Annotated in this window: 18 protein-coding genes; 6 read left to right on the top strand and 12 right to left on the bottom strand. The window is 39.4% G+C overall.

Annotation, left to right across the window (positions count from 1 at the left end):
• From D0T53_RS01375 to D0T53_RS01365, 3 genes are all read right to left on the bottom strand, one after another.
• On the bottom strand, positions 1-339 hold a 339-nt coding region (locus tag D0T53_RS01375; RefSeq protein ID WP_163264305.1), incomplete at its 3' end, for a phBC6A51 family helix-turn-helix protein.
• Between the two features lie 124 nt (positions 340-463).
• Complete coding sequence (locus D0T53_RS01370) at positions 464-1,417, bottom strand: alpha/beta hydrolase (RefSeq protein WP_163264303.1); 954 nt, start codon at positions 1,415-1,417, stop codon at positions 464-466.
• 70 nt (positions 1,418-1,487) lie between these two features.
• Positions 1,488-2,582 (bottom strand): CapA family protein, encoded by a 1,095-nt coding sequence (locus D0T53_RS01365; protein ID WP_163264301.1) that lies wholly within the window; start codon positions 2,580-2,582, stop codon positions 1,488-1,490.
• A gap of 155 nt (positions 2,583-2,737) precedes the next feature.
• Here D0T53_RS01365 and D0T53_RS01360 point away from each other — a divergent pair, with 155 nt between their 5' ends.
• Complete coding sequence (locus D0T53_RS01360) at positions 2,738-3,529, top strand: RNA methyltransferase (RefSeq protein ID WP_163264299.1); 792 nt, start codon at positions 2,738-2,740, stop codon at positions 3,527-3,529.
• An 11-nt stretch (positions 3,530-3,540) separates the two neighbouring features.
• Here D0T53_RS01360 and D0T53_RS01355 read toward each other — a convergent pair whose 3' ends face one another.
• The 6 genes from D0T53_RS01355 to tig all read right to left on the bottom strand — a co-directional run bounded on the left by D0T53_RS01355 (position 3,541) and on the right by tig (position 11,573).
• Positions 3,541-5,154, bottom strand: coding sequence for a S41 family peptidase (locus D0T53_RS01355; RefSeq protein ID WP_163264297.1), 1,614 nt, complete (start codon positions 5,152-5,154; stop codon positions 3,541-3,543).
• A gap of 11 nt (positions 5,155-5,165) precedes the next feature.
• Positions 5,166-5,621 carry a pantetheine-phosphate adenylyltransferase gene (coaD, locus tag D0T53_RS01350; RefSeq protein ID WP_163264295.1) on the bottom strand — a complete coding sequence of 152 codons (456 nt, stop codon included), beginning with the start codon at positions 5,619-5,621 and terminating at the stop codon, positions 5,166-5,168.
• Positions 5,622-5,653: 32 nt separating this feature from the next.
• Complete coding sequence (gene recQ / locus D0T53_RS01345; protein ID WP_163264293.1) at positions 5,654-7,840, bottom strand: DNA helicase RecQ; 2,187 nt, start codon at positions 7,838-7,840, stop codon at positions 5,654-5,656.
• 142 nt (positions 7,841-7,982) lie between these two features.
• Positions 7,983-9,218, bottom strand: coding sequence for an ATP-dependent Clp protease ATP-binding subunit ClpX (clpX, locus tag D0T53_RS01340; protein WP_163264291.1), 1,236 nt, complete (start codon positions 9,216-9,218; stop codon positions 7,983-7,985).
• Between the two features lie 106 nt (positions 9,219-9,324).
• A complete protein-coding gene (clpP, locus tag D0T53_RS01335; RefSeq protein WP_163264289.1) occupies positions 9,325-9,990 on the bottom strand; it encodes an ATP-dependent Clp endopeptidase proteolytic subunit ClpP in 666 nt (221 codons plus the stop codon).
• Between the two features lie 203 nt (positions 9,991-10,193).
• Positions 10,194-11,573: a trigger factor gene (gene tig / locus D0T53_RS01330; protein WP_163264287.1), complete on the bottom strand. Its 1,380-nt coding sequence runs from the start codon at positions 11,571-11,573 to the stop codon at positions 10,194-10,196.
• 318 nt (positions 11,574-11,891) lie between these two features.
• On the opposite strand from tig, the gene D0T53_RS01325 reads away from it, so the two are divergent.
• The gene (locus tag D0T53_RS01325) at positions 11,892-12,599 is read left to right on the top strand and encodes a Crp/Fnr family transcriptional regulator (protein ID WP_163264285.1); all 708 of its coding nucleotides are present in this window, start codon (positions 11,892-11,894) and stop codon (positions 12,597-12,599) included.
• The gene (locus D0T53_RS01320) at positions 12,596-14,104 is read left to right on the top strand and encodes a GH3 auxin-responsive promoter family protein (protein ID WP_163264283.1); all 1,509 of its coding nucleotides are present in this window, start codon (positions 12,596-12,598) and stop codon (positions 14,102-14,104) included. The genes D0T53_RS01325 and D0T53_RS01320 overlap by 4 nt, the downstream gene beginning before the upstream one ends.
• Before the next feature lie 14 nt (positions 14,105-14,118).
• Here the strand turns inward: D0T53_RS01320 and D0T53_RS01315 are convergent, their stop codons facing one another.
• From D0T53_RS01315 to mtaB, 3 genes are read right to left on the bottom strand one after another with little or no spacing between them, the layout of a single operon-like run.
• Positions 14,119-15,147, bottom strand: coding sequence for a glycosyltransferase family 2 protein (locus D0T53_RS01315; RefSeq protein ID WP_163264281.1), 1,029 nt, complete (start codon positions 15,145-15,147; stop codon positions 14,119-14,121).
• Complete coding sequence (locus tag D0T53_RS01310) at positions 15,144-16,043, bottom strand: lysophospholipid acyltransferase family protein (RefSeq protein ID WP_163264279.1); 900 nt, start codon at positions 16,041-16,043, stop codon at positions 15,144-15,146. Before D0T53_RS01310 ends, D0T53_RS01315 begins: the two co-directional genes overlap by 4 nt.
• A gap of 16 nt (positions 16,044-16,059) precedes the next feature.
• The gene (gene mtaB / locus D0T53_RS01305; RefSeq protein WP_163264277.1) at positions 16,060-17,379 is read right to left on the bottom strand and encodes a tRNA (N(6)-L-threonylcarbamoyladenosine(37)-C(2))-methylthiotransferase MtaB; all 1,320 of its coding nucleotides are present in this window, start codon (positions 17,377-17,379) and stop codon (positions 16,060-16,062) included.
• A gap of 172 nt (positions 17,380-17,551) precedes the next feature.
• On the opposite strand from mtaB, the gene D0T53_RS01300 reads away from it, so the two are divergent.
• The 3 genes from D0T53_RS01300 to D0T53_RS01290 all read left to right on the top strand — a co-directional run bounded on the left by D0T53_RS01300 (position 17,552) and on the right by D0T53_RS01290 (position 20,601).
• Positions 17,552-19,210 carry an AMP-binding protein gene (locus D0T53_RS01300; RefSeq protein WP_163264275.1) on the top strand — a complete coding sequence of 553 codons (1,659 nt, stop codon included), beginning with the start codon at positions 17,552-17,554 and terminating at the stop codon, positions 19,208-19,210.
• Positions 19,211-19,364: 154 nt separating this feature from the next.
• Entirely contained in the window at positions 19,365-19,562 is a 198-nt protein-coding gene (locus tag D0T53_RS01295) for a hypothetical protein (protein ID WP_163264273.1), read from the top strand.
• A 175-nt stretch (positions 19,563-19,737) separates the two neighbouring features.
• Positions 19,738-20,601, top strand: coding sequence for an ABC transporter permease (locus tag D0T53_RS01290; protein ID WP_163264271.1), 864 nt, complete (start codon positions 19,738-19,740; stop codon positions 20,599-20,601).
• Positions 20,602-20,618: the final 17 nt, after the last annotated feature.

The following is a 20,618-nucleotide window of genomic DNA, read 5'->3' as shown; positions in this document are numbered from 1 at the left end:
CGAAGCTTTTGGTTCGCAGTGTTTTTCGGTTACAATTATTTCTTTCAGTTCCATCTCTTCGGGGTCGAGTGGGGAAGGGATGTATTTCTTTTTCACTATTTTCTGGGTATAGCCTTCCATTTTTCGACGCATGGCATTTCGGGCTAGTCGGTACAAGCGTTCCTGACGCTCTTCGATTGCTTCTTCAACAGCCTGAGCAAATTCGGGTTTGTTTTTCTTCCATTCGTAAAACGTTTCGCGGCTTATTTCTGCTGCATCGCACACGTTAGCAATCGACAGGTAATCTTCGGAGATAAGGATGCAAATTTTTTCTACTGTTTCGGGGGTGTACTTTGCCATAATTCAAAAGTTTTAAATATTAGTTTTTACTTATAGATAAAACCCTCGAGTTTTCTTTGGATGTAGCACTGTATTAATAAGAAATGAAAAGCTTAAGGCTTTCAGAAACAGGTAATTTATAAAATCATAGATTCTGCTTTTTCAACCATGTGAATATTGTGTCGTATACCTGCTCTCTTATATTCTTTTTCGACAGTACTAAGTCGTGTATACCTCCCTCTATGGCTGTAACTTCTACATTGCCATTTATCTTATTTGCCATACGTGCTATGTCTCTCACGTTAAGAATGCTGTCCATTGTTTGCATTTGCTCCTTATCGGTATAATTGTTCGTACTTTGGCTCGAATGCAGAATAAGGACAGGATGCGTAATTGTAAATTGTTTTTGTAATAATTGCTGTGCCCTGTAAATTGCCCGCAGCCATCCTAAATTTATTCTGGGTGCAGTGTTTGGTTTCCATTCCAGATTATAGTTCCATTCGCCCGAATACTCTTTATGCAGGTTCATCCCATATTCCTTGCTGAAACCCCCGTTTATTTTAATGCCGGGGAATAATTTGCCCAATGCCGAGAAAATGGGGATAAGTCTCTTGATTATCGGTTTTTTGTTGAAGTCGAAGAACGGGCTGTTTAGCATTACCCCGTCGAATAGTGGCGAATCGGGGTGTTCTTTGGCAAACAGCGTAAGTATTAACCCTCCGGTAGAATGCCCGAATAATATAACTTCTTTGTTGTCTTCGCTGTGTATTATATCTAAAGCTTTTGCTATCTCCTCGTAATAGCTTCGCAGGTTTCTTATATCGTTCATTTTTTGATGGGGTAGGAGCGAACGCCCGTATTTTCGAAGGTCGAGGGCATAAAAGTTATAACCTTTATTGTTGAAGGCTATTGCTGTTTCCTGTTGGAAAAAGTAATCGTTAAAGCCATGTATGTACAATATGGCTTTTCCTTGGTATGACGAGGTGTTTCGCCGTATCAGCGTTGCTACGGCATGCCCTTCGTAGTCGTCTTTTAAATTTATAGTATACTGCTCAAAGCCATATCTTAAGATGTCTTCGCTATATGATAGTTCTTTCATCTTTGTTATAGTTTTACGTTATTTTTTATCCGAACTGCTATAATGTAAACTGTATTGGGCTTTAGTTTGTTTAGTTTTGCTCCCACATCGATTCGATTGTTGTACGGGCGGTGCGTGCAAATTTCATCATCTTATCGTAAGCTTCCTGCCCGATTTCTTCTATGTGGCTTTCGTGCTCGTATTTATTTACAGGGAGAAGCTGAAATTGTTGTTTTTCGTTAACCTCAGGTTTATACACCCATACCAGCGAGTAATGGCAAGTGTCGATGGTAACGGGTTTATTGTCTACTTTACTGATATTTATATTTACCATCATTCCTCCGTCGGTATTTTCGGCCTTCATTCCCGATATGAAATTGCCGAGCGAATATACTACAACTTGTTTTATCGAGTCGTTTTCTTTGCGTATATCAATAGGCTGCACCACATGCGGATGGCTACCTATTACCAGATTTACACCATTACCGATAAGCCAGTCGGCCATTGTTGTCTGCTCTTTATGCGGTTTCAGTTTGTATTCGTATCCCCAATGCATATTTGCTATTATAATATCGGGGTTCATAGCCTTTGCCGAGTCTATATCGTCTTTTATTTGTTTTTTATCTATGTAATTTACAATGTTGGGCGCTTCCACTTCAATGTCGTTAGTGCCGTAAGTGTAGTTGAGCAAGGCTATGCGAATGCCATTTTTAATCAGCATCAAAGGGTATCTCAGGCTTCGGTGCTTTGCATCGATGTAGCTTCCCAGATGTTTTACCTGCAGTGTGTCGAGAACTTTGTTCGTTCTTTCCAACCCTCGTTTTCGTTTGTCCAGAATATGGTTGTTCGCAGTAAGGAATACGTCGAACCCCGTATTTTTTAATTCAACGGCAAATTCATCGGGTGCGCTGAAACTTGGGTAGCCTGTATATGGTTTTCCGGCCAATGTTACTTCGAGATTTACAATGGCAATGTCGGCAGAGTCTACTTGTGATTTAATATGTTTGAAATATTTCGAATAATCGTATCCTGCTTTTGTGCGTGCACCATCTATTTGCGATTTGTGCTGCATGGCATCTCCCACAAAGAGAAGTTTTACAGTTCTCTTTTCTTTGTGTTTGTTTTGTGCGGTGCATAAACTTAAGCCGAAAAGGCATAAGATACCTAATAATAGACTCTTTTTCATTCTGTTTTTTCTAAATAAATGGAAAATAATAACGATAAAGATAATAAATTGGATGTTACGGCGATTAACTGTCGATAAATAGTTAATAAATTATTACCTGCAGCTAGGAAGATTGTTTTATATTTGAACTTCTTTTCACGAAAATTACGGGAAGCATGGAACTTATAAGCAGCTTGCAAAATGCGAGAATAAAAAATATTGTCAAACTATCGAAAAGTAAAGAGCGCCGCGAACAGCAATTGTTTGTAATTGAAGGAGCAAGAGAATTGTCGCTTGCTATATCGGGGGGCTACAATGTAAAATCGGTGTTTGTTTGTCCTGCGCTTTTTGCTTCGACCGACTACCCCGATGTGCTCGATACCATTGCTGATAGTATAAAGTATGAGGTTACCGATTCGGTTTTCAGTAAAATAGCTTATCGTGAGGGTTCGGACGGAATATTGGCGCTGGCAACACCAAAGAGCCATACTCTTGACGATATTAAGTTGTCCGACAATCCGTTTGTTATAATATTGGAGTCGATAGAGAAACCGGGCAATCTGGGTGCGATATTACGAACCGCCGATGCCGCTGCCGTTGATGCTGTAATTGTTTGCGATCCGCTTACCGATTTGTATAATCCGAATGCCATACGGTCGAGTGTGGGATGTTTATTTACGGTTCAGACTGCTGTTTGTACATCTGGCGAAGCGGTTGACTGGCTGAAAAGAAATAGTATTAAAAGTTATGCTGCCGAATTAAATGCTTCGGATTGGTATCAGGATGCCGATTTTCGCCAACCATCGGCCATTGTAATGGGTACGGAGGCAGACGGGCTTACAGGCTTCTGGCTTGAAAAAGCAAACGCACGGGTAAAAATACCCATGCGTGGCTATATTGATTCTCTGAATGTTTCGGTTTCTACAGCAGTTTTAACCTTCGAAGCGATGAGGCAACGTGGTTTTTAGCCTGCTTATTCTTATTTTTTGCCCGAAAGCAATGTCTTGTATTGCTGGTCGTCGTTAATTATTTCGACTCCTTTCTGATAAATCGGGCTTTCGTCGTTTATTATACGGGTGTATGCTTCCGAGTTGAAAAGAAATTGCGCCATCAACGCTTTTATTTGTAGCGCCATCAATTTTTTTGAAACATTATACTGACCTTCCTTGAACTCGATGTTTTCGCGTTTAGCCATTTCCAAAAGGCGCGACATAATATCGTCGCCAACAACGAAATTATTCTTGAACGATTCCACAGTAGGGTATTGCTTTTTCATCTCGTTACGCTTCCCTTCGATATTTGCCATGCTTATCTCGTTGAATAAGCCTTTGCCCCATACTTCGCGATGGAAGTCTGTAAGGGTATCGAGAGGAACAAAATAATCGGGCATAATGCCACCGCCTCCGTATACAATACGATCGTTTATCAGAGTACGGTATTTAAGCGAATCGGGGAAGTGTATACTGTCGGCCGACATCATTTCGCCATGATTGTATCTTGCTATCAAATCTTTGTCGTACGAGTCTTTATCGCCGTTTGTATACGGTTTTTGTATCGAACGTCCTGTTGGTGTGTAATAACGTGCAACGGTAAGACGCATTGCCGAGCCTCCGGGTAGGGGTAGTTGCCTTTGTACAAGCCCTTTACCGAAAGTGCGCCGCCCAACGATAACGCCTCTGTCCCAATCTTGTATCGCTCCTGATAATATTTCGCTGGCTGAAGCAGATGTTTCATTTACAAGAATAACTACTTTTCCGTTTTCGAACATTCCGTTCGATTTTGACTTTTCGCTAAATCGGGGCTGATTTGCTCCTTCTGTATATACTATTAGTTTGTCTTTGCCTAAAAACTCGTTAGTGAGGTCTATTGCGGCAGAAAGATACCCTCCTCCATTGCTCTGCAAATCGAGTATCAAGTTTTTCATGCCCTGATTTTGTAAACGGGCAAGAGCTTCTTTAAATTCCTGATAAGTTGTGGCTCCGAAACGAACAAGACTGATATACCCTGTTTGGTTGTCAATCATATATGAAGCGTTGAGGCTGTGAATTGGAATTTTATCGCGTACTATTCTGAAATTCAACAGGTCTTTGATCCCTCTTCTCTGAATTTTTACATTAACTGCTGTTCCTTTAGGTCCGCGTAAACGTTTCATAACATCGCGTGTCGGCATTTTTACACCGGCAATAAGCGTGTCGTTTACCAGAATTATTTTATCTCCCGGTAATATTCCTATTTTTTCGGAAGGTCCTCCGGCTATTGTTTCTATAATAAACAGTGTATCGGTAGCCATATTGAAAGTTACCCCGATTCCGTCGAAATTACCTTCCAATGGCTCGTTCATTTCTTTCAGTTCGCTTGCTTTTATGTAGCTTGAATGCGGATCGAGTTCGCTAAGTAGAGCTGTGATTGCGTCGTCCGATAGTTTATCGGCATCAATTTTATCGACATACATTTTGTCGATAAGCATAAAGGCGGTAGCTATTTTTCGTTCGGCTTCGCCCATGCTGAATTGTGCACGACAGTTTAATGTGAAAACGCTAAAAAAGAATACGACAATTAATAGTCTATTCAGGTTTGTGTTCAGTTTATTCATTGTTTATATAATTACATTTCCATATTGGGGGGTATGAAATCCGAAACATCGTGCCCAAAACGGATAAGTTCGCGTACAATTGTGGAACTTATGTGTGTAAGTTCCGGTTCGGTAAACAAAACCAGTGTTTCTATACCCGATATTTTTCTGTTCATGTCGGCTATTGTTTTTTCGTATTCGAAATCGTTAACCGAACGTATACCCCGTATTATACAATTGGCGCCTACTTCCTTTGCGAAATCGACAGTTAAATTACGGTACGATTCGACAGTTACACGCGGATCGTCCTTGAATACCGAACGGATCATGCCGATCCGTTTATCCAGAGGGAATAATGTTTTTTTAGCATCGTTTACCCCAATAGCTATAATAATCTCGTCAATAAAATGTAAACTTCTATTGACGAGAGAATAATGTCCTGTTGTGAAAGGGTCGAATGTCCCCGGAAAAATGGCTTTTTTCTTCATTTGAATATATTGTAAACAAATGACATTGGTTTTTAGTTTGCCATGTCGGATATAAATTTAACCCTTACCAGACGAATTTCGTCTTCCGAGTACATACCCAATTCTTTTATGGCATCTTCCAAGTCGTCCGATTCTGCTTCCTGAAAATAGTCGAATATGTCGGCAATATGGTCTTCGTCTATAACTTCTTCAAGAAAATAGTCGATGTTTATTTTTGTTCCCGAGTAAACTATGGCTTCTACTTCGTTCAGTAGTTCGGTAAAATCAATGCCTTTCGATTCGGCAAGGTCGTCTAACGCAACTTTACGGTCGATTGCCTGAACAATAGCAACTTTCAGTTTCGATTTATTAGCTACCGTTTTAACTCTCAGGTCTTCGGGGCGCTCTATTTCGTTTTCTTCAACGTGTTTCTTTATTATCTCAATAAACTCTGTACCGTACCGTTTAGCTTTACCTGCACCTACACCCGGAATATTTTGTAATTCGTCGAGGTTTATGGGGTAAATGGTAGCCATTGCTTCGAGCGATGGATCCTGAAATATAACGTAAGGAGGTACATTCAGTTTTTTCGACATCTTTTTTCTCAGGTCTTTCATTATCGAGAATAAGACCGGATCGACAGCCGATATTCCGCCACCGCCTTTAACTGCTATTTCTTCTGCATCGTCTTCGTCTTGTTCATCAGCTTTTGCTATTTTGAACGATATGGGCTTTTTCAAAAAGCTTTTGCCTTTTTTTGTAACTTTCAGCAGTCCGTAATTTTCAATATCTTTTTCGAGATAACCTTCGATCAGAGCCTGATGTATAACGGCATTCCATGTTTCTTCGTCGGTGTCGTCTCCCGAACCGAATGCTTCAATATCCTGATGTCCGTAGGTTTCTATTTCGGACGTTTCTTTGCCTCTCAGGATGTTGATAATATACTCTGTCTTAAATTTTTCTTTTAATGCTATTGTAGCCTCTATGGCTGTTAATAATAAATCTTGAGCTTCCACCTGTTTTTTAGGATTTAAACAATTGTCACAATTATTACAGTTATCTTGGGTATATTCTTCGCCGAAATAATGCAGTAGTACCTTTCTGCGGCATACAGCAGTTTCGGCATAGGAGGCAGTTTCTAAAAGAAGCTGTTTCCCTATTTCTTGCTCGGCAATAGGTTTGCCTTGCATAAATTTCTCCAGTTTCTGGAGGTCTTTGTACGAATAAAAAGCAATACATTGTCCTTCGCCTCCGTCACGACCGGCACGTCCGGTTTCCTGATAGTAGCCTTCGAGGCTTTTGGGTATGTCGTAATGTATAACATAGCGAACATCGGGTTTGTCTATACCCATCCCGAACGCTATTGTGGCCACAATTACATCAACCTTTTCCATCAAAAATGCATCCTGATTTTCGGCACGTGTAGTGCTGTCTAATCCGGCATGATAAGCAAGAGCGTTTATTTTATTTGCTCTTAAAACTTCGGCAAACTCTTCTACCTTCTTGCGGCTCAAACAATACACAATACCCGATTTACCTTCTTGGGTACGGATGTATTTTATAATGTCTCTGTCGATATTGGTAGTTTTGCGCTTTACCTGATAAAACAGATTGTCGCGGTTAAACGACAGCCTGAATACTTTGGCGTCGATCATTCCCAGATTTTTCTGAATATCGTGCTGGACTTTTGGAGTGGCAGTTGCCGTTAATGCTATAATGGGGCGTTTGCCTATCGCATTTACTATCGGACGTATGCGCCTGTATTCGGGGCGGAAATCGTGTCCCCATTCCGATATACAGTGAGCCTCGTCAATTGCATAAAACGATACATTAACATGGCGCAAAAATTCAACGTTTTCATCTTTGGTTAAAGATTCGGGAGCTACATATAAGAGCTTGGTTTTTTGTGCCATAACGTCAGCCTTAACTTGCTCTATTGCGCTTTTGTTTAAAGAGGAATTAAGGAAATGAGCCACTCCATCTTCCTCGCTAAAGTTGCGCATTGCATCCACTTGGTTTTTCATTAATGCTATCAGCGGAGATATGATAACCGCAGTGCCTTCCATAAGCAGGGCAGGCAACTGATAACATAACGACTTACCTCCACCTGTCGGCATCAGTACGAAAGTGTCGTTTCCTTCTAAAACATTTTTAATGATATCGCCCTGATTGCCTTTGAATCGGTCGAATCCGAAATGTTTTTTCAGTTCTTTGGCTAATGTTTCGTGTTGGTTTGGCATATACGCAATGGATTCCTATTCTTTAGATAAAAACATGTAAATCAAATTTTTTAGACAGTTAATTTAGTACTTTTTCTTTACATAAAAAGATATTGACACTAAAATAACATCTAATATTGTTTTTTTTTGCAAAAAAAGGATTTTATAATGCTTTTAATCTGTCAAGACTCGATTTCTCGAGTTTTTCAATTGCATATTCTTTTGTTATATGTATTTTTTGCTTTTTTGATGATGGGGCTTCGTACATACAATCTATCATGATTGTTTCGACGATAGACCGTAAGCCCCGTGCTCCCAGCTTGTATTCTATTGCTTTTTCAACAATATACTCAAATACATCTTCGTCGAACGTAAGAACAATACCATCCATCGCAAACAATTTGATGTATTGTTTTATTATCGAGTTCCGAGGCTCTGTAAGTATACGTCGGAGTGCATCTTTGTTCAGATTTGACAAATAGGCCAAAATCGGTAATCGGCCGATGATTTCGGGTATAAGCCCGAACGATTTCAAATCTTGCGGGGTTATGTACTGAAGCAGGTTGTCTTTGTCTATTTTTACGCTTTTCATAGCCGACGAGTAACCTACGGTTTGGGTATTCAACCTTTTGGCTATGTTGCGTTCTATCCCGTCGAATGCTCCGCCGCAGATAAATAATATATTGCGGGTGTCAACGGCAATCATTTTTTGTTCGGGGTGCTTACGCCCTCCCTGAGGGGGTACGTTTACAATTGCTCCTTCCAGAAGTTTAAGCAAGCCTTGTTGTACTCCTTCGCCGCTAACATCGCGGGTTATGGATGGGTTATCGCCTTTGCGGGCTATTTTGTCTATTTCGTCAATAAACACGATTCCTCGTTCTGCTGCTGCTACATCATAATCGGCAGCTTGCAACAAGCGGGTTAATATGCTTTCGATATCTTCCCCTACATATCCGGCTTCGGTCAGAACTGTGGCATCTACCATTGCGAACGGAACATGCAGCATTTTTGCTAATGTGCGGGCAAGTAAAGTTTTACCTGTACCTGTTGGCCCTACCATAATAATGTTGGACTTTTCTATTTCGATACCGTCGTCTTCCGTATCCTGCATTAACCGTTTGTAATGGTTGTATACCGAAACAGATAAATATCGTTTTGCAGCTTCCTGTCCGATAATGTAAGAATCGAGAAATTCTTTTATTTCCTGAGGCGCGGGTAATGGTATATTGCCGAGCGATTGCCCTTGGTGTTTTGTGTCGAGCGATTCTTTAACTATCTGGTATGCTTGTTCTACGCAGTCGTTGCATATATGAGCCGACATTCCTGCAATTAACAGGCTCACCTCATTGTCGCTTCGTCCGCAAAAACTACAATAATCGCTGGAGGTTTTTTTCGCCATAAAATATTATAGGGTTTCTGTATGAGTTGGTTTTAGTGTTGATCTAAAGATGATGATAGTATATAAAACCTCCCAAGCCAATCAGACTTGAGAGGTTGTTTATATATTATTGTTTTTTCTCGAATATTTCGTCTACCATTCCGTATTCTTTGGCTTCCAATGCTGTCATCCAATAGTCACGGTCGGAGTCTTTTTCAACTTTTTCGACCGATTGCCCCGAGTGGCTCGATATAATCTCGTAAAGTTCTTTCTTTACTTTAGCTATTTCGCGGGCTGTAATTTCTATATCGGAAGCTTGTCCTTGTGCGCCACCAAGTGGTTGGTGAATCATTACACGTGAGTGTTTCAGGGCAAAGCGTTTCTTGTCTTGTCCTGCAACAAGTAATACTGCCGCCATAGATGCTGCAATGCCTGTACAGATAGTAGAAACATCGCTGCTTATAAATTGCATTGTGTCGTAAATGCCATAACCGGCATACACTGATCCTCCGGGCGAGTTGATATAAATAGATATGTCTTTTCCCGGGTCTGCCGAGTCGAGGTATAGTAATTGAGCTTGTATAACATTGGCTGTGTAATCGTCAATCTGGGTGCCTAGAAAGATAATACGATCCATCATCAGACGTGAAAAAACATCTATCTGGGTTACATTTAATTGACGTTCCTCCATAATGGTTGGAGAAATATAGCTGCTGGTTATGTCAATATACTTATCCAGTCCCAAGCTATTCATTCCTAAATGCTTGGTTGCATATTTTTTGAAATCGTTCATAATTTGTAAATTTTTCTTGATAACCTTCCTGCTTCTCCGGTATGTAAATACACAAAGAAGAGGCTTTATCCCATTAAATATTATTCATATTAAACAAAGTTATAAATAAAAAGTTGAAACAAACAAATAACCGTCTTTTTATTCTAACTTTTCTTGGGGGACAGAACCTCTTCTTTTATTATTAAGCTATATCTTTCTTGTGCTTATTTTGCTTCGTTAGCAGTTTCTTCTTCAAAGAATTTCTTGAATTCATCAAGGCTGATTTCTTTTTCGGTAACGCCTAACGTTTTTTTCAAATAGTCCGAAACTTTTATTTCCATAGCACGGTCTACCATGTTGCGAACCGAATCTTTGTTTTTTAACATTTCGTTTGCATAGTTTTCAACAACATCATCGGGTAAATGCATCATTCCGTACTGAGCAAATTGTGCGCGTGCTGTGTTTTTAGCCATGCTTCTAAGGTCTTCTTCTTCCACTTTCAGTTCGTTATCTTTTACGATCTGTTCTTTAATAAGGTGGAATTTCAGATCTTCAATAATTTTCGGATATTCTTCTTCTATCGATTCGGCAGTTCTTTCTTTGCCTGTTGCCAATAACCAGCGTTTAAGAAATGCATCGGGGAATTCAAGGTCTCCGGCTTTCTTTTCGAGTAGCTTGCGGGCATCAAGCAGAAATTTATAATCGCTATCGGGAGCCATTTGCTCTGCAATGCCGTCTTTTACTTTTTGAATGAATTCGTCGGCTGTTTTTACTGTGCCTTCGCCAAATACTTTATCGAATAACTCTTGGTCGAGTTCAGCTTCTTTGTAGCGTGTTACTTCTTTTACCGTGAACGAAAATTCGGCAGCAATCGATTCTACCTGATCTTTTTCGATATGAAGGAAAGATGCTATTTCGGCTTCGTGTCCGTCGTATGCTTTTCCGGGATTAAAAACAATAACATCGTCTATTTTTACTCCTTTGAATTTTGCTTTTTCTTCGTCGTTTTTGAAGTAAGAAGTCATAAGTACTCCCGATTCTACGAAAATACCCCCTTCTTTTGGCTGACCATTTTCCAACTCGCGGATTTCTCCTCTTAGCAGGTCGGTGTCTTGTGCTTCGTCTATAACTTGTTCGTATTTGCCATAGTTCGATTTGAACGAAGCTATTTGTTTGTCCACCAATTCTTGATCGGCAGCTATTTTATAGTAAGTAACTTTATCTCTTTTTGTAAGCGACAACTTAATTTCGGGGGCAAGGGCAATGTCAAAGAAAAACTCATAGTCGCCTTCTACCTCAAAATTGATAGGTTGTTGTTTCTCTTCGTTTGGAAGAGGCTCGCCCAATACATTCAATTTGTTCTCTTGTATGTAGCTGTATAGCGACTCGCCAACCAATTTGTTTATTTCTTCGGCTAAAACCGATTTGCCATACATTTTTTTTACCATGCCCATTGGTACCATGCCTTTACGGAAACCCGGTACGCTGGCTTTTTGACGGAACGATTTTAACGATTTCTCAACCTTTTCCTGATAATCGTCTTTTGTTACATTTATTTGAATGATTGCGTTAACGCTGTCAACATTTGTAAGAGATGTATTCATCTTTAATTAAATTGTTAATGACTATTTGATTTTTGTTTACTTCTTTCCTATTCTGAGAATCAATACCTTTTAAATACAAAAGGGTATAATTTTACAGCCTGCAAAATTAATTTTATTATCTCAATATTCAAACATATTTATTCATTTTTGAAAAATAAACCCAATACACGTGAAAGATAAAATGATGATATTATTTTATGAAGATGCTTGTAAAACACTGTTAAAAAACAGATTTCTTGATGTATTTGCTTTTGTTTACAGTATTTTGTGATAACTTTGTGAGAATTAGTTAACGAAGCTTTCTCAGAGAAAACATGTATGGCTAAAGAAAAAAACACGAAAGATGTTGGCTCTATCGCATCGAGTATACCCGAGATTTGGAGCTTGTTAAGTGAAGAGGATAGGGAGGAGCTTGCTTCTGAAGCAAGGGTTATGGAGTTTAAAAAAAACGAAGTAATTTATTGCGAAGGAGAGGTGCCTAAAGATATGATGTGTCTTATAGAGGGAAAAGTTAAAATCTATAAGAGTGGAGTAGGTGGGCGCAGCCAAATAGTAAGAATGGTACGTCCTGTTCAGAATTTTGGTTACAGGGCTTTTTTTGCAAGAGAGCCTTATGTAACGGCAGCATCGGCTTTCGAGTATTCGGTCATTTGTTTTATACCTATGGATTTGGTCGAGAAGTTTGTACTTACCAATCCGCGTTTGGCGATGTTCTTTATTCGCGAATTATCTACTGATTTAGGTATTGCCGACGAAAGGGTTGTGAATCTTACTCAAAAGCATATTCGCGGACGTTTAGCCGAATCGCTTATATTCCTTGTCGATAATTACGGACTGGAAGAGGATGGCGCCACTATCAGCATATACCTTTCGCGCGAAGACCTAGCAAGCCTTTCGAACATGACAACATCGAACGCCATACGCACGCTTTCTACATTTGTTGATGAGCATATTATAGCTCTGGACGGACGCAAGATTAAGATAATAGACGAAGATAAATTGCGAAAAGTAAGTAAAATCGGATGATCGCCCGCATTTTCCATAAATACCTTGATTTTAAATACAGGGAAGTTGATGCTTTCCTGACAAAGCCTGTCGAAACTCAGGAAAAAACGCTGAAGTTTTTGCTCGATAGGGCAGCAGATACGTTTATAGGAAATGAATATGATTTTCGTTCGATAAAAAATAAGGACGATTTTCGGAGAAAGGTTCCGGTATTCAGCTACGAGACACTCAGGCCATACCTCGATAAAATTCTTATCGATAAGCAACAAAATGTATTATGGGATAAGCCTGTTAAATGGTTTGCAATGTCGTCGGGGACAACCGAAGATAAAAGCAAATACATTCCTGTTACTGCCGAATCGTTGACTAAAGGCCATTATAAGTGCGGAGAGCAAATGTTGGCTATATATGGGAAAGAAAACCCGAATGCAAGGTTTTTTCTAGGCAAGACTTTAGTTTTGGGTGGTAGCCAGCAGATAAATAGTATAGGCGATGGTATTTATACAGGCGATATATCTGCAATTTTAACCAAGAACCTGCTTTTGTGGGCAAGGCGTAGCCGTACACCACAGGATATAACTTTACTGCCCGATTGGGAGCAAAAACTACGAGCACTGACAGACTATTCGGTAAAGCACGATATAAGGGCTTTTATGGGTGTGCCTTCGTGGTTGCTTATTTTGCTGAAAAAGATAAAGGAAGAAACGGGAAAAGAGCTTCCCGATCTTTGGCCTAATCTCGAAGTGTTTTTTCATGGAGGTGTTAGTTTTACTCCGTTCGAAGACCAATACAAAAAAATTATACCTAAGCCCGATATGAATTATTGGGAAACATATAATGCCTCGGAAGGATTTTTTGGGGTGCAATATTCTTCGTCCTCGAAAGATATGCTGTTGATGCTCAATCATAATACTTATTATGAATTTATCCCGATGAGTGAGTGGGGAGCTGAAAATCCCCGGACTTTAACATTGGATGAGGTACAAACAGGACAAAATTATGCTATTGTAATAACTACAAACGGTGGTTTGTGGCGTTATATGATTGGCGACACAGTAGAGTTTACTTCAACATCTCCATATTTATTTAAAATAACAGGACGTACCAAAAGTTTTATCAATGCTTTTGGCGAAGAACTTATTATCGATAATGCCGAAAGGGCTTTGCTGGAGGCTTGTTTGCAAACAGGTGCGCAGATAGCGGAATATACTGCTGCTCCTGTGTACTTTGGCGATAATAATGCCGGTGCGCACGAATGGTTGATAGAGTTTGAGAAAGATCCTTCGGATTTGGAACTCTTTACCGATACGCTGGATAATGCGCTTAAAAAAGTAAATTCCGATTATGAGGCTAAACGCTCGTACAATCTGTCGCTGCAACGCCCAAAAGTCAGGGCATTGGTTAAAGGTACATTTTATAAATATCAGGAATCGGTGAATAGATTGGGAGGGCAGAATAAAGTGCCACGTTTATCGAATAACCGCGACTATGTAGAGCGTATACTTTCTTTTCTGGATAAACAGTAGTAAAACGCCAGCTTTTATTTCAAAAAGTTCAGCTTACTGAATACCTTCGAATTTTTTATATAAAAGTCTTTTAATATACAGCTTGGGTATATTGTCGAAATGTTGTCGACAACCGTCTTCTTTAAGTTTTCGTCTCGTATATCTTTGTATTCTTTTTTCAGTTTTTTGTAATCTTTTATTGCCTCTTTTATTGCTTTCGCATTCTTACTTTTAAAAGTTAACAGCATTTGCAGAATAGCTATATAATCGAGAACAGTGCGTGTTCTCATTGTTCTTTTTAACGCCTTATCGGGCAAATTCTTATAGAGCATCAGCAAATTGTTTCTGAAATTAAGGAATGTTTTGCGAGGGTTTTCTTCCGAAAGTGTTGCTGCTCCTACATGATAAACGGTTGATTGAGGCAGGCATATTAAATGCTTTCCGCGTGCGTTAAGCCGCCAACATAAATCTATCTCCTCCATATGGGCGAAAAATCGGGAATCTAATCCTCCAGCATCCTTATAATCTTTGGTTCGTATAAGTAAGCAGGCTCCCGATGCCCAAAATATATCAACAGGCGAGTTGTATTGTCCTTTGTCTTTTTCTATTGTCCCGAAAATACGCCCACGGCAAAACGGATAACCGTATTTGTCGATATAGCCTCCAGCAGCTCCTGCGTACTCAAAGTATTCTTTGTTGCGCTGTGCTAATATTTTGGGTTGTGCTGCGGCTATGCTTTTATGATTGTCCATGTAGGAAACCATAGGGGTAAGCCAATTGGGTGTCACTTCTACATCCGAATTAAGTAAGACTACATATTCGGTTGTAATTTCGGATAAAGCTCTGTTGTACCCTTCGGCAAAACCGTAATTCTTGTCTAATTGAATAACCTTTACTTCGGGATAATTATTTTTCAGGAAATCGACCGAATTGTCGTCGGAATTATTATCGGCAACAACAATGTCGGCTTCGGACTGAGGTGTGTTTGCAATAACCGAGGGCAAAAATTGTTCGAGCAATTTTTGTCCGTTCCAGTTAAGAATAACAACTGCTGTTTTTTTCATTTTACAAAATCCGATTTTTTATGTTTCCATCGGTTGTGCGACCAAAGCCAGTATGCAGGGTTACGGAGTATCGTGTTTTCGAACTTACGGATGTACATTTCTGTAATAGCATTTTCGGGTTCACTCTTTGGGGTTTCCGATAATAGTTCGAATGTTCCGGTATATTTTCCTCTCCCTGTTTTTTGTACATCCAGATAGTAGACTGCAAAACCGGTTTGTTTTGCTATGCGTTCGGCGCCTGTAAATACGGGGGTGTCCTGATTCAGAAATTTTGTCCAATAATGTATATTGGCCCACGATGGGGTTTGGTCCGAGATCATCCCGATAATGGAACGTTTTCCTTCGTTTCGGAAATTAATAATAGCCCTTAGTGTGTGGTTTTTCGGAATTCCAACCGACTTGAATCGTTTGCGAAGCTTCAGAAATATATCGTCAAAGGCTTTGCTCTTTAACGGACGGTATACTTGTGCTGCAACAATATCAGGGTCGTTTTTATCTAGTACTAGCGTTATAGATGTAATCCATTCCCAGTTTCCGTAATGCCCTAAATACAAAATTGCCGATTTGTCTTTCATTCGTTCCCTTATTATTTCGGGGTTGGTAAAAACGAAACGTTCCTGCATTTGTTTGTCTGAAATATGAAGTAGCTTCATTGTCTCAACAAAGTAATCGCAAAGGTGATGGTAAAAATTGCGTTCTATTTGTCTGAGCTCTTTATGCGCCTTATCGGGAAAGGAGTTTTTTAGGTTTTTTCTTACAACTTTAACCCTGTAGCCTACAACGTAATATACAAGCAGGTATAGAATATCGGATAATATATATAGCAGCCTGAATGGTAGCATGGCATGCAAATACATCCAAGCAAAAGTAAGATAATATGTTATTTTTGTAAACATAGAATGCAAGTATAACTTAAATAAAGGAGCAAATCAAGGCTGTTTGGTCGGAATTGAATTCTCCAAGCGAAATTTTTTCGATAATATTAATTTTCGATTCGTCATATTCGCATTCAACCTTCACATAGTTTTCGGTAAATCCGTGCATTAAGTTGCCTTCTTTCAGTAAATGCTCGAACAGAACCTTACGGTTGGTGTTTTGCTGCGATTTATAAAATTCCGCCAGCTTTTTATCCGATATGTCTAATAAAGTTTTGCATCGGGCATGCTTTGTTTTAGGATCAACGCTGTGCCCTATTTTTAAAGCCTGAGTATTCGGACGTTCGGAATAAGTGAAAACATGGAGTTGCGATATGTCGAGGCTGTCAATAAATGATTTTGCATTTTCGAAATACTCGTCTGTTTCGCCTCTTGTACCCACTATAACGTCTACACCAATGAAGGCATCGGGTATGCTTTGTTTTATTTTTTCTACTTTATGGCGAAACAGGGCGGTGTCGTATTTTCGTTTCATCAGTTTCAGCACGTCGTCCGACCCCGATTGCAGAGGAATATGAAAATGTGGCGCAAACCTTTTCGAGTTGGCAACAAATTCAATTATTTCGTCGGTCAACAGGTTCGGTTCAATACTCGATATTCGGTAACGGGCTATGCCTTCTACATTGTCGAGGGCTTTTATTAAATCGAAGAAGGTCTCTCCTGTCGATTTGCCGAAGTCTCCGATGTTTACACCTGTAAGCACAATTTCCTGTCCTCCGTTTGCTGCAACTTCCTCTGCTTGTTTTACAAGGCTTTCTATAGTTCCGTTACGGCTTTTGCCTCTGGCGAAAGGTATTGTACAATATGTGCAGAAATAGTCGCAACCATCCTGAACTTTTAAAAAGTAACGGGTGCGGTCGTCGGCCGAACAGGATGGAGTGAATACTTTGATATCCTTTGTTTGGGTAGTAAATATTGTGCCTTTTTCTTTTTTCTTCAGTTCGTCTAAATACGATGTTATGTCAAGCTTCTGATCGGCCCCCAGCACAAGGTCTACATCTTTTATGTCGGCTATTTCTTCGGGTTTTAGTTGGGCGTAACAACCCGTAACAACAACAAATGCTCCGGGATTTTCCTTTATCATTTTACGTATTGCTTGTCGGCATTTTTTGTCGGCGAGTTCTGTAACGGAGCAGGTGTTTATTACACAAATATCAGCTATTTCTCCTTTACGCGCTTTGCGGAAACCAATGGCAGAAAGCTGTTTGCCAATGGCTGAGGTTTCGGCAAAGTTAAGCTTGCATCCTAAGGTAAGGTAAGCTGCTTTTTTATATTCGAATATATTATGGTCTATCATTTTTTTGATTAAAACAAAACAGCAAGAACGGAAATTCCGGCTATACGGTCAGACTTTACAATTTGAAGCAACAAAAATATGTAAAATGCAGTAAAATCCATCTCGAAAATTTGGTTAATATATATATGTATGTCTATTTTTGCACAAAATCGCTAAAAATGCGCAATTATTTATGATAAAAGAAAATTTTGTAGAGCTTTATATCAAAAGCTTTAAGGCAAATTGGGATTTGCCGGCGTTAACCGATTACTCTGAACAGAAAACACTTTGCTACAAAGATTTGGCTACCGAAATAGCACGTCTGCATATATTCTTCAAAAAAGCAGGAGTAGAAAGAGGGGATAAGATAGCCCTGATAGGTAAAAATAACACCTTGTGGTGTTCGGTTTATTTGGCAACAGTAAGTTATGGGGCGGTAATAGTTCCTATCTTGCAGGATTTTCATCCCGATAATGTTCATCACATTGTTTTTCATTCCGAATCGAAACTTCTGTTTACGAGCGATGCCATTTGGGAAAATCTGGATGAGTGCCAGATGTCTCAGGTAAGGGGTGTGTTCTCGCTTACAAACTTCAGGTGCCTTCATCAGCAAAGTGGCGAAGACTTTGTCTCTATATTGAAGGGATTGGATAAGGAGATGGAGTCGAGATACCCGGGTGGTTACACTCCCGATGATGTTGAATATGCGAAAGTAGATAATTCGGAACTTGTTTTGCTTAATTATACTTCCGGTACAACAGGTTTCAGTAAAGGGGTTATGCTTACGGCAAATAATCTGGCAGGAAATGTTACTTATGCTCACGATTTAAACCTGCTTCGCAGGGGGCAACGTATGGTTTCGTTTCTGCCTTTGGCTCATGCCTATGGCTGTGCTTTCGATTTTCTGTATGCTATGACAGAAGGTGTGCATACCGTGTTGTTAGGAAAAACGCCTTCGCCCAAAATTCTTTCTCAGGCCTTTGCCGAATATAAGCCCAACCTTATAGTGACAGTTCCTTTGGTTATCGAAAAAATATATAAGAAAGTTATATTGCCCCAGTTAGAGAAGCCGACAATGAAAGTGGCATTGAGCGTTCCTATTATAAATCAGAAAATATATGCAAAGATTAATCAAAAGCTGAAAGAGGCTTTAGGCGGAGAACTTCATGAGGTAATAATCGGAGGGGCTGCGTTTAATCACGAAGTTGAGGCTTTTCTGCATAAAATAAAGTTTCCGTTTACTGTAGGATATGGCATGACCGAATGTGCCCCCCTTATTTCGTACGATCATAACTACGATTTTATCCCGACATCTTGCGGGCAGGTGCTGAAAGGGATAATGGAAGTTCGGGTCGATTCTCCCGATCCTCAAAATATATTAGGCGAGATTCAGGTTCGTGGCGAAAATGTGATGAAAGGATATTATAAAAATGAAGAAGCTACAAAACTTGCGTTTACCGAAGATGGTTGGTTGAGAACAGGAGATTTGGGTACGGTAGACGAAAACAACCGTATTTTCCTTAGGGGGCGTAGCAAAACAATGATATTAGGGCCAAGCGGACAAAATATTTTCCCGGAGGAGATAGAAGCCCGCCTGAATAACATGCCTTATGTTATGGAAAGCTTGATTGTTAATCGTGATAATAGATTAGTGGCTTTGGTTTACCCCGATTACGAAGCAATGGATAACGATGGATTGTCGTCGGGCGATTTGTCGGAGATAATGGAAACAAATAAGGTGAATTTGAATAAAATGATTTCGAGTTACGAAAATATATCAACTATTCATGTTTATCCCAATGAATTTGAAAAAACACCTAAAAAGAGTATTAAAAGATACTTATACGTGTAAAAATGATCGAAATCTTATCTGTTTTTAGAGGAAAATAGAGAGCTTTGAAAAAAAAAGTTCCTGATGTGCAACAAATTGAAAAAACTATGTATCTTTGCAGAATCTTAAAAATAAGATAATATTTGAACATTTACCGTTAAAATTTGAGAAGAAAATGAAAAAATTAGTATTATTTGCTGCTGTTGCTGTTGCAATCTCTTTTGCTTCATGCTCAAACAAAGCTAACACTGATGCTACTGCTCCAGAAGCTGATACTACAGCTGTAGTTGAAACTGTAGAAACAGTAGAAGAAGTTGCTGCTCCTGCAGATAGCGCTGCTGTTGAAGTTGTAGAAGAAACCGTAGCAGAATAATTTAAGCCGGTTTTTACTAAACTAAAGAAATTTCTGAGGCCTGTGTGAGTTCCATACAGGCTTTTTGTTTTTTGTACTTAACACATTCGTTTTCTAAGTTTCTTCGGTAGAAAATATTATCTTTGTACTTCCTTTTTTTCTTATAAAGAATTTAAATAACATAACATAGAACTAGATGAGTCATTCGAAAGAAGAACAATGGGATATTGTTATTAAGCCAGAAGGCCGGCGTTTTAGCTTAAATCTATCAGAGGTATGGCGTTACAGAGATTTGCTAATGATGTATATTCGCCGCGATATTGTTGTCGTATATAAACAAACTATATTGGGCCCGTTGTGGTTTATTATACAGCCCGTGTTTACAACGGTGATGTTTATGTTTGTTTTTGGCGGAATAGCAGGTATTTCTACCGACGGGCTTCCACAGCCATTGTTTTATATGGCAGGTATTTTATGTTGGAATTATTTTTCGGAATGTTTGACCCGAAGTTCCTCTACTTTTATGACTAATGCCGGGGTTTTTAGTAAAGTCTATTTTCCACGCTTGGTAGTTCCGTTTTCGGTGGCAGTGTCAAATCTTTTTAAATTTTTTATTCAGTTTTTCCTCTTTATATCGTTATACATATATTTTGTGGTCGACGGAGCAGCAGTGGGCGTGAATACTTACGCTTTATTGTTTCCCTTGCTGATACTTATGTTAGGAAGCTTGGGGCTTGGTTTTGGAATAATAATATCATCACTAACTAATAAATATAGGGATTTGGCTATACTGTTTACTTTTGCCGTGCAACTTTGGATGTATATTACACCTGTAATCTATCCATTGTCGGTAATGAAGGAAAGGTATGCCGAATGGATGTGGGTTGTACAGATGAATCCTCTGACATCTATTATCGAAGCCTTTAAGTATGGATTTTTAGGAACCGGTACTTTTACATGGTTTTCATTATTGTACAGTTTTGCTTTTTCTGTTATAATTTTAATCATAGGCTCTTGGGTGTTCAACAAAGTTGAGCGCAAGTTTGTAGATGTAGTGTGAAAATATTTTTGTTTAGC

Origin of the sequence: Dysgonomonas sp. 216, from assembly GCF_010501065.1 — a bacterium.
Lineage (GTDB): Bacteria > Bacteroidota > Bacteroidia > Bacteroidales > Dysgonomonadaceae > QVMM01.
Note: the sequence above shows the minus strand (reverse complement) of the source record. Positions and strands in the feature narration are given on the sequence as shown.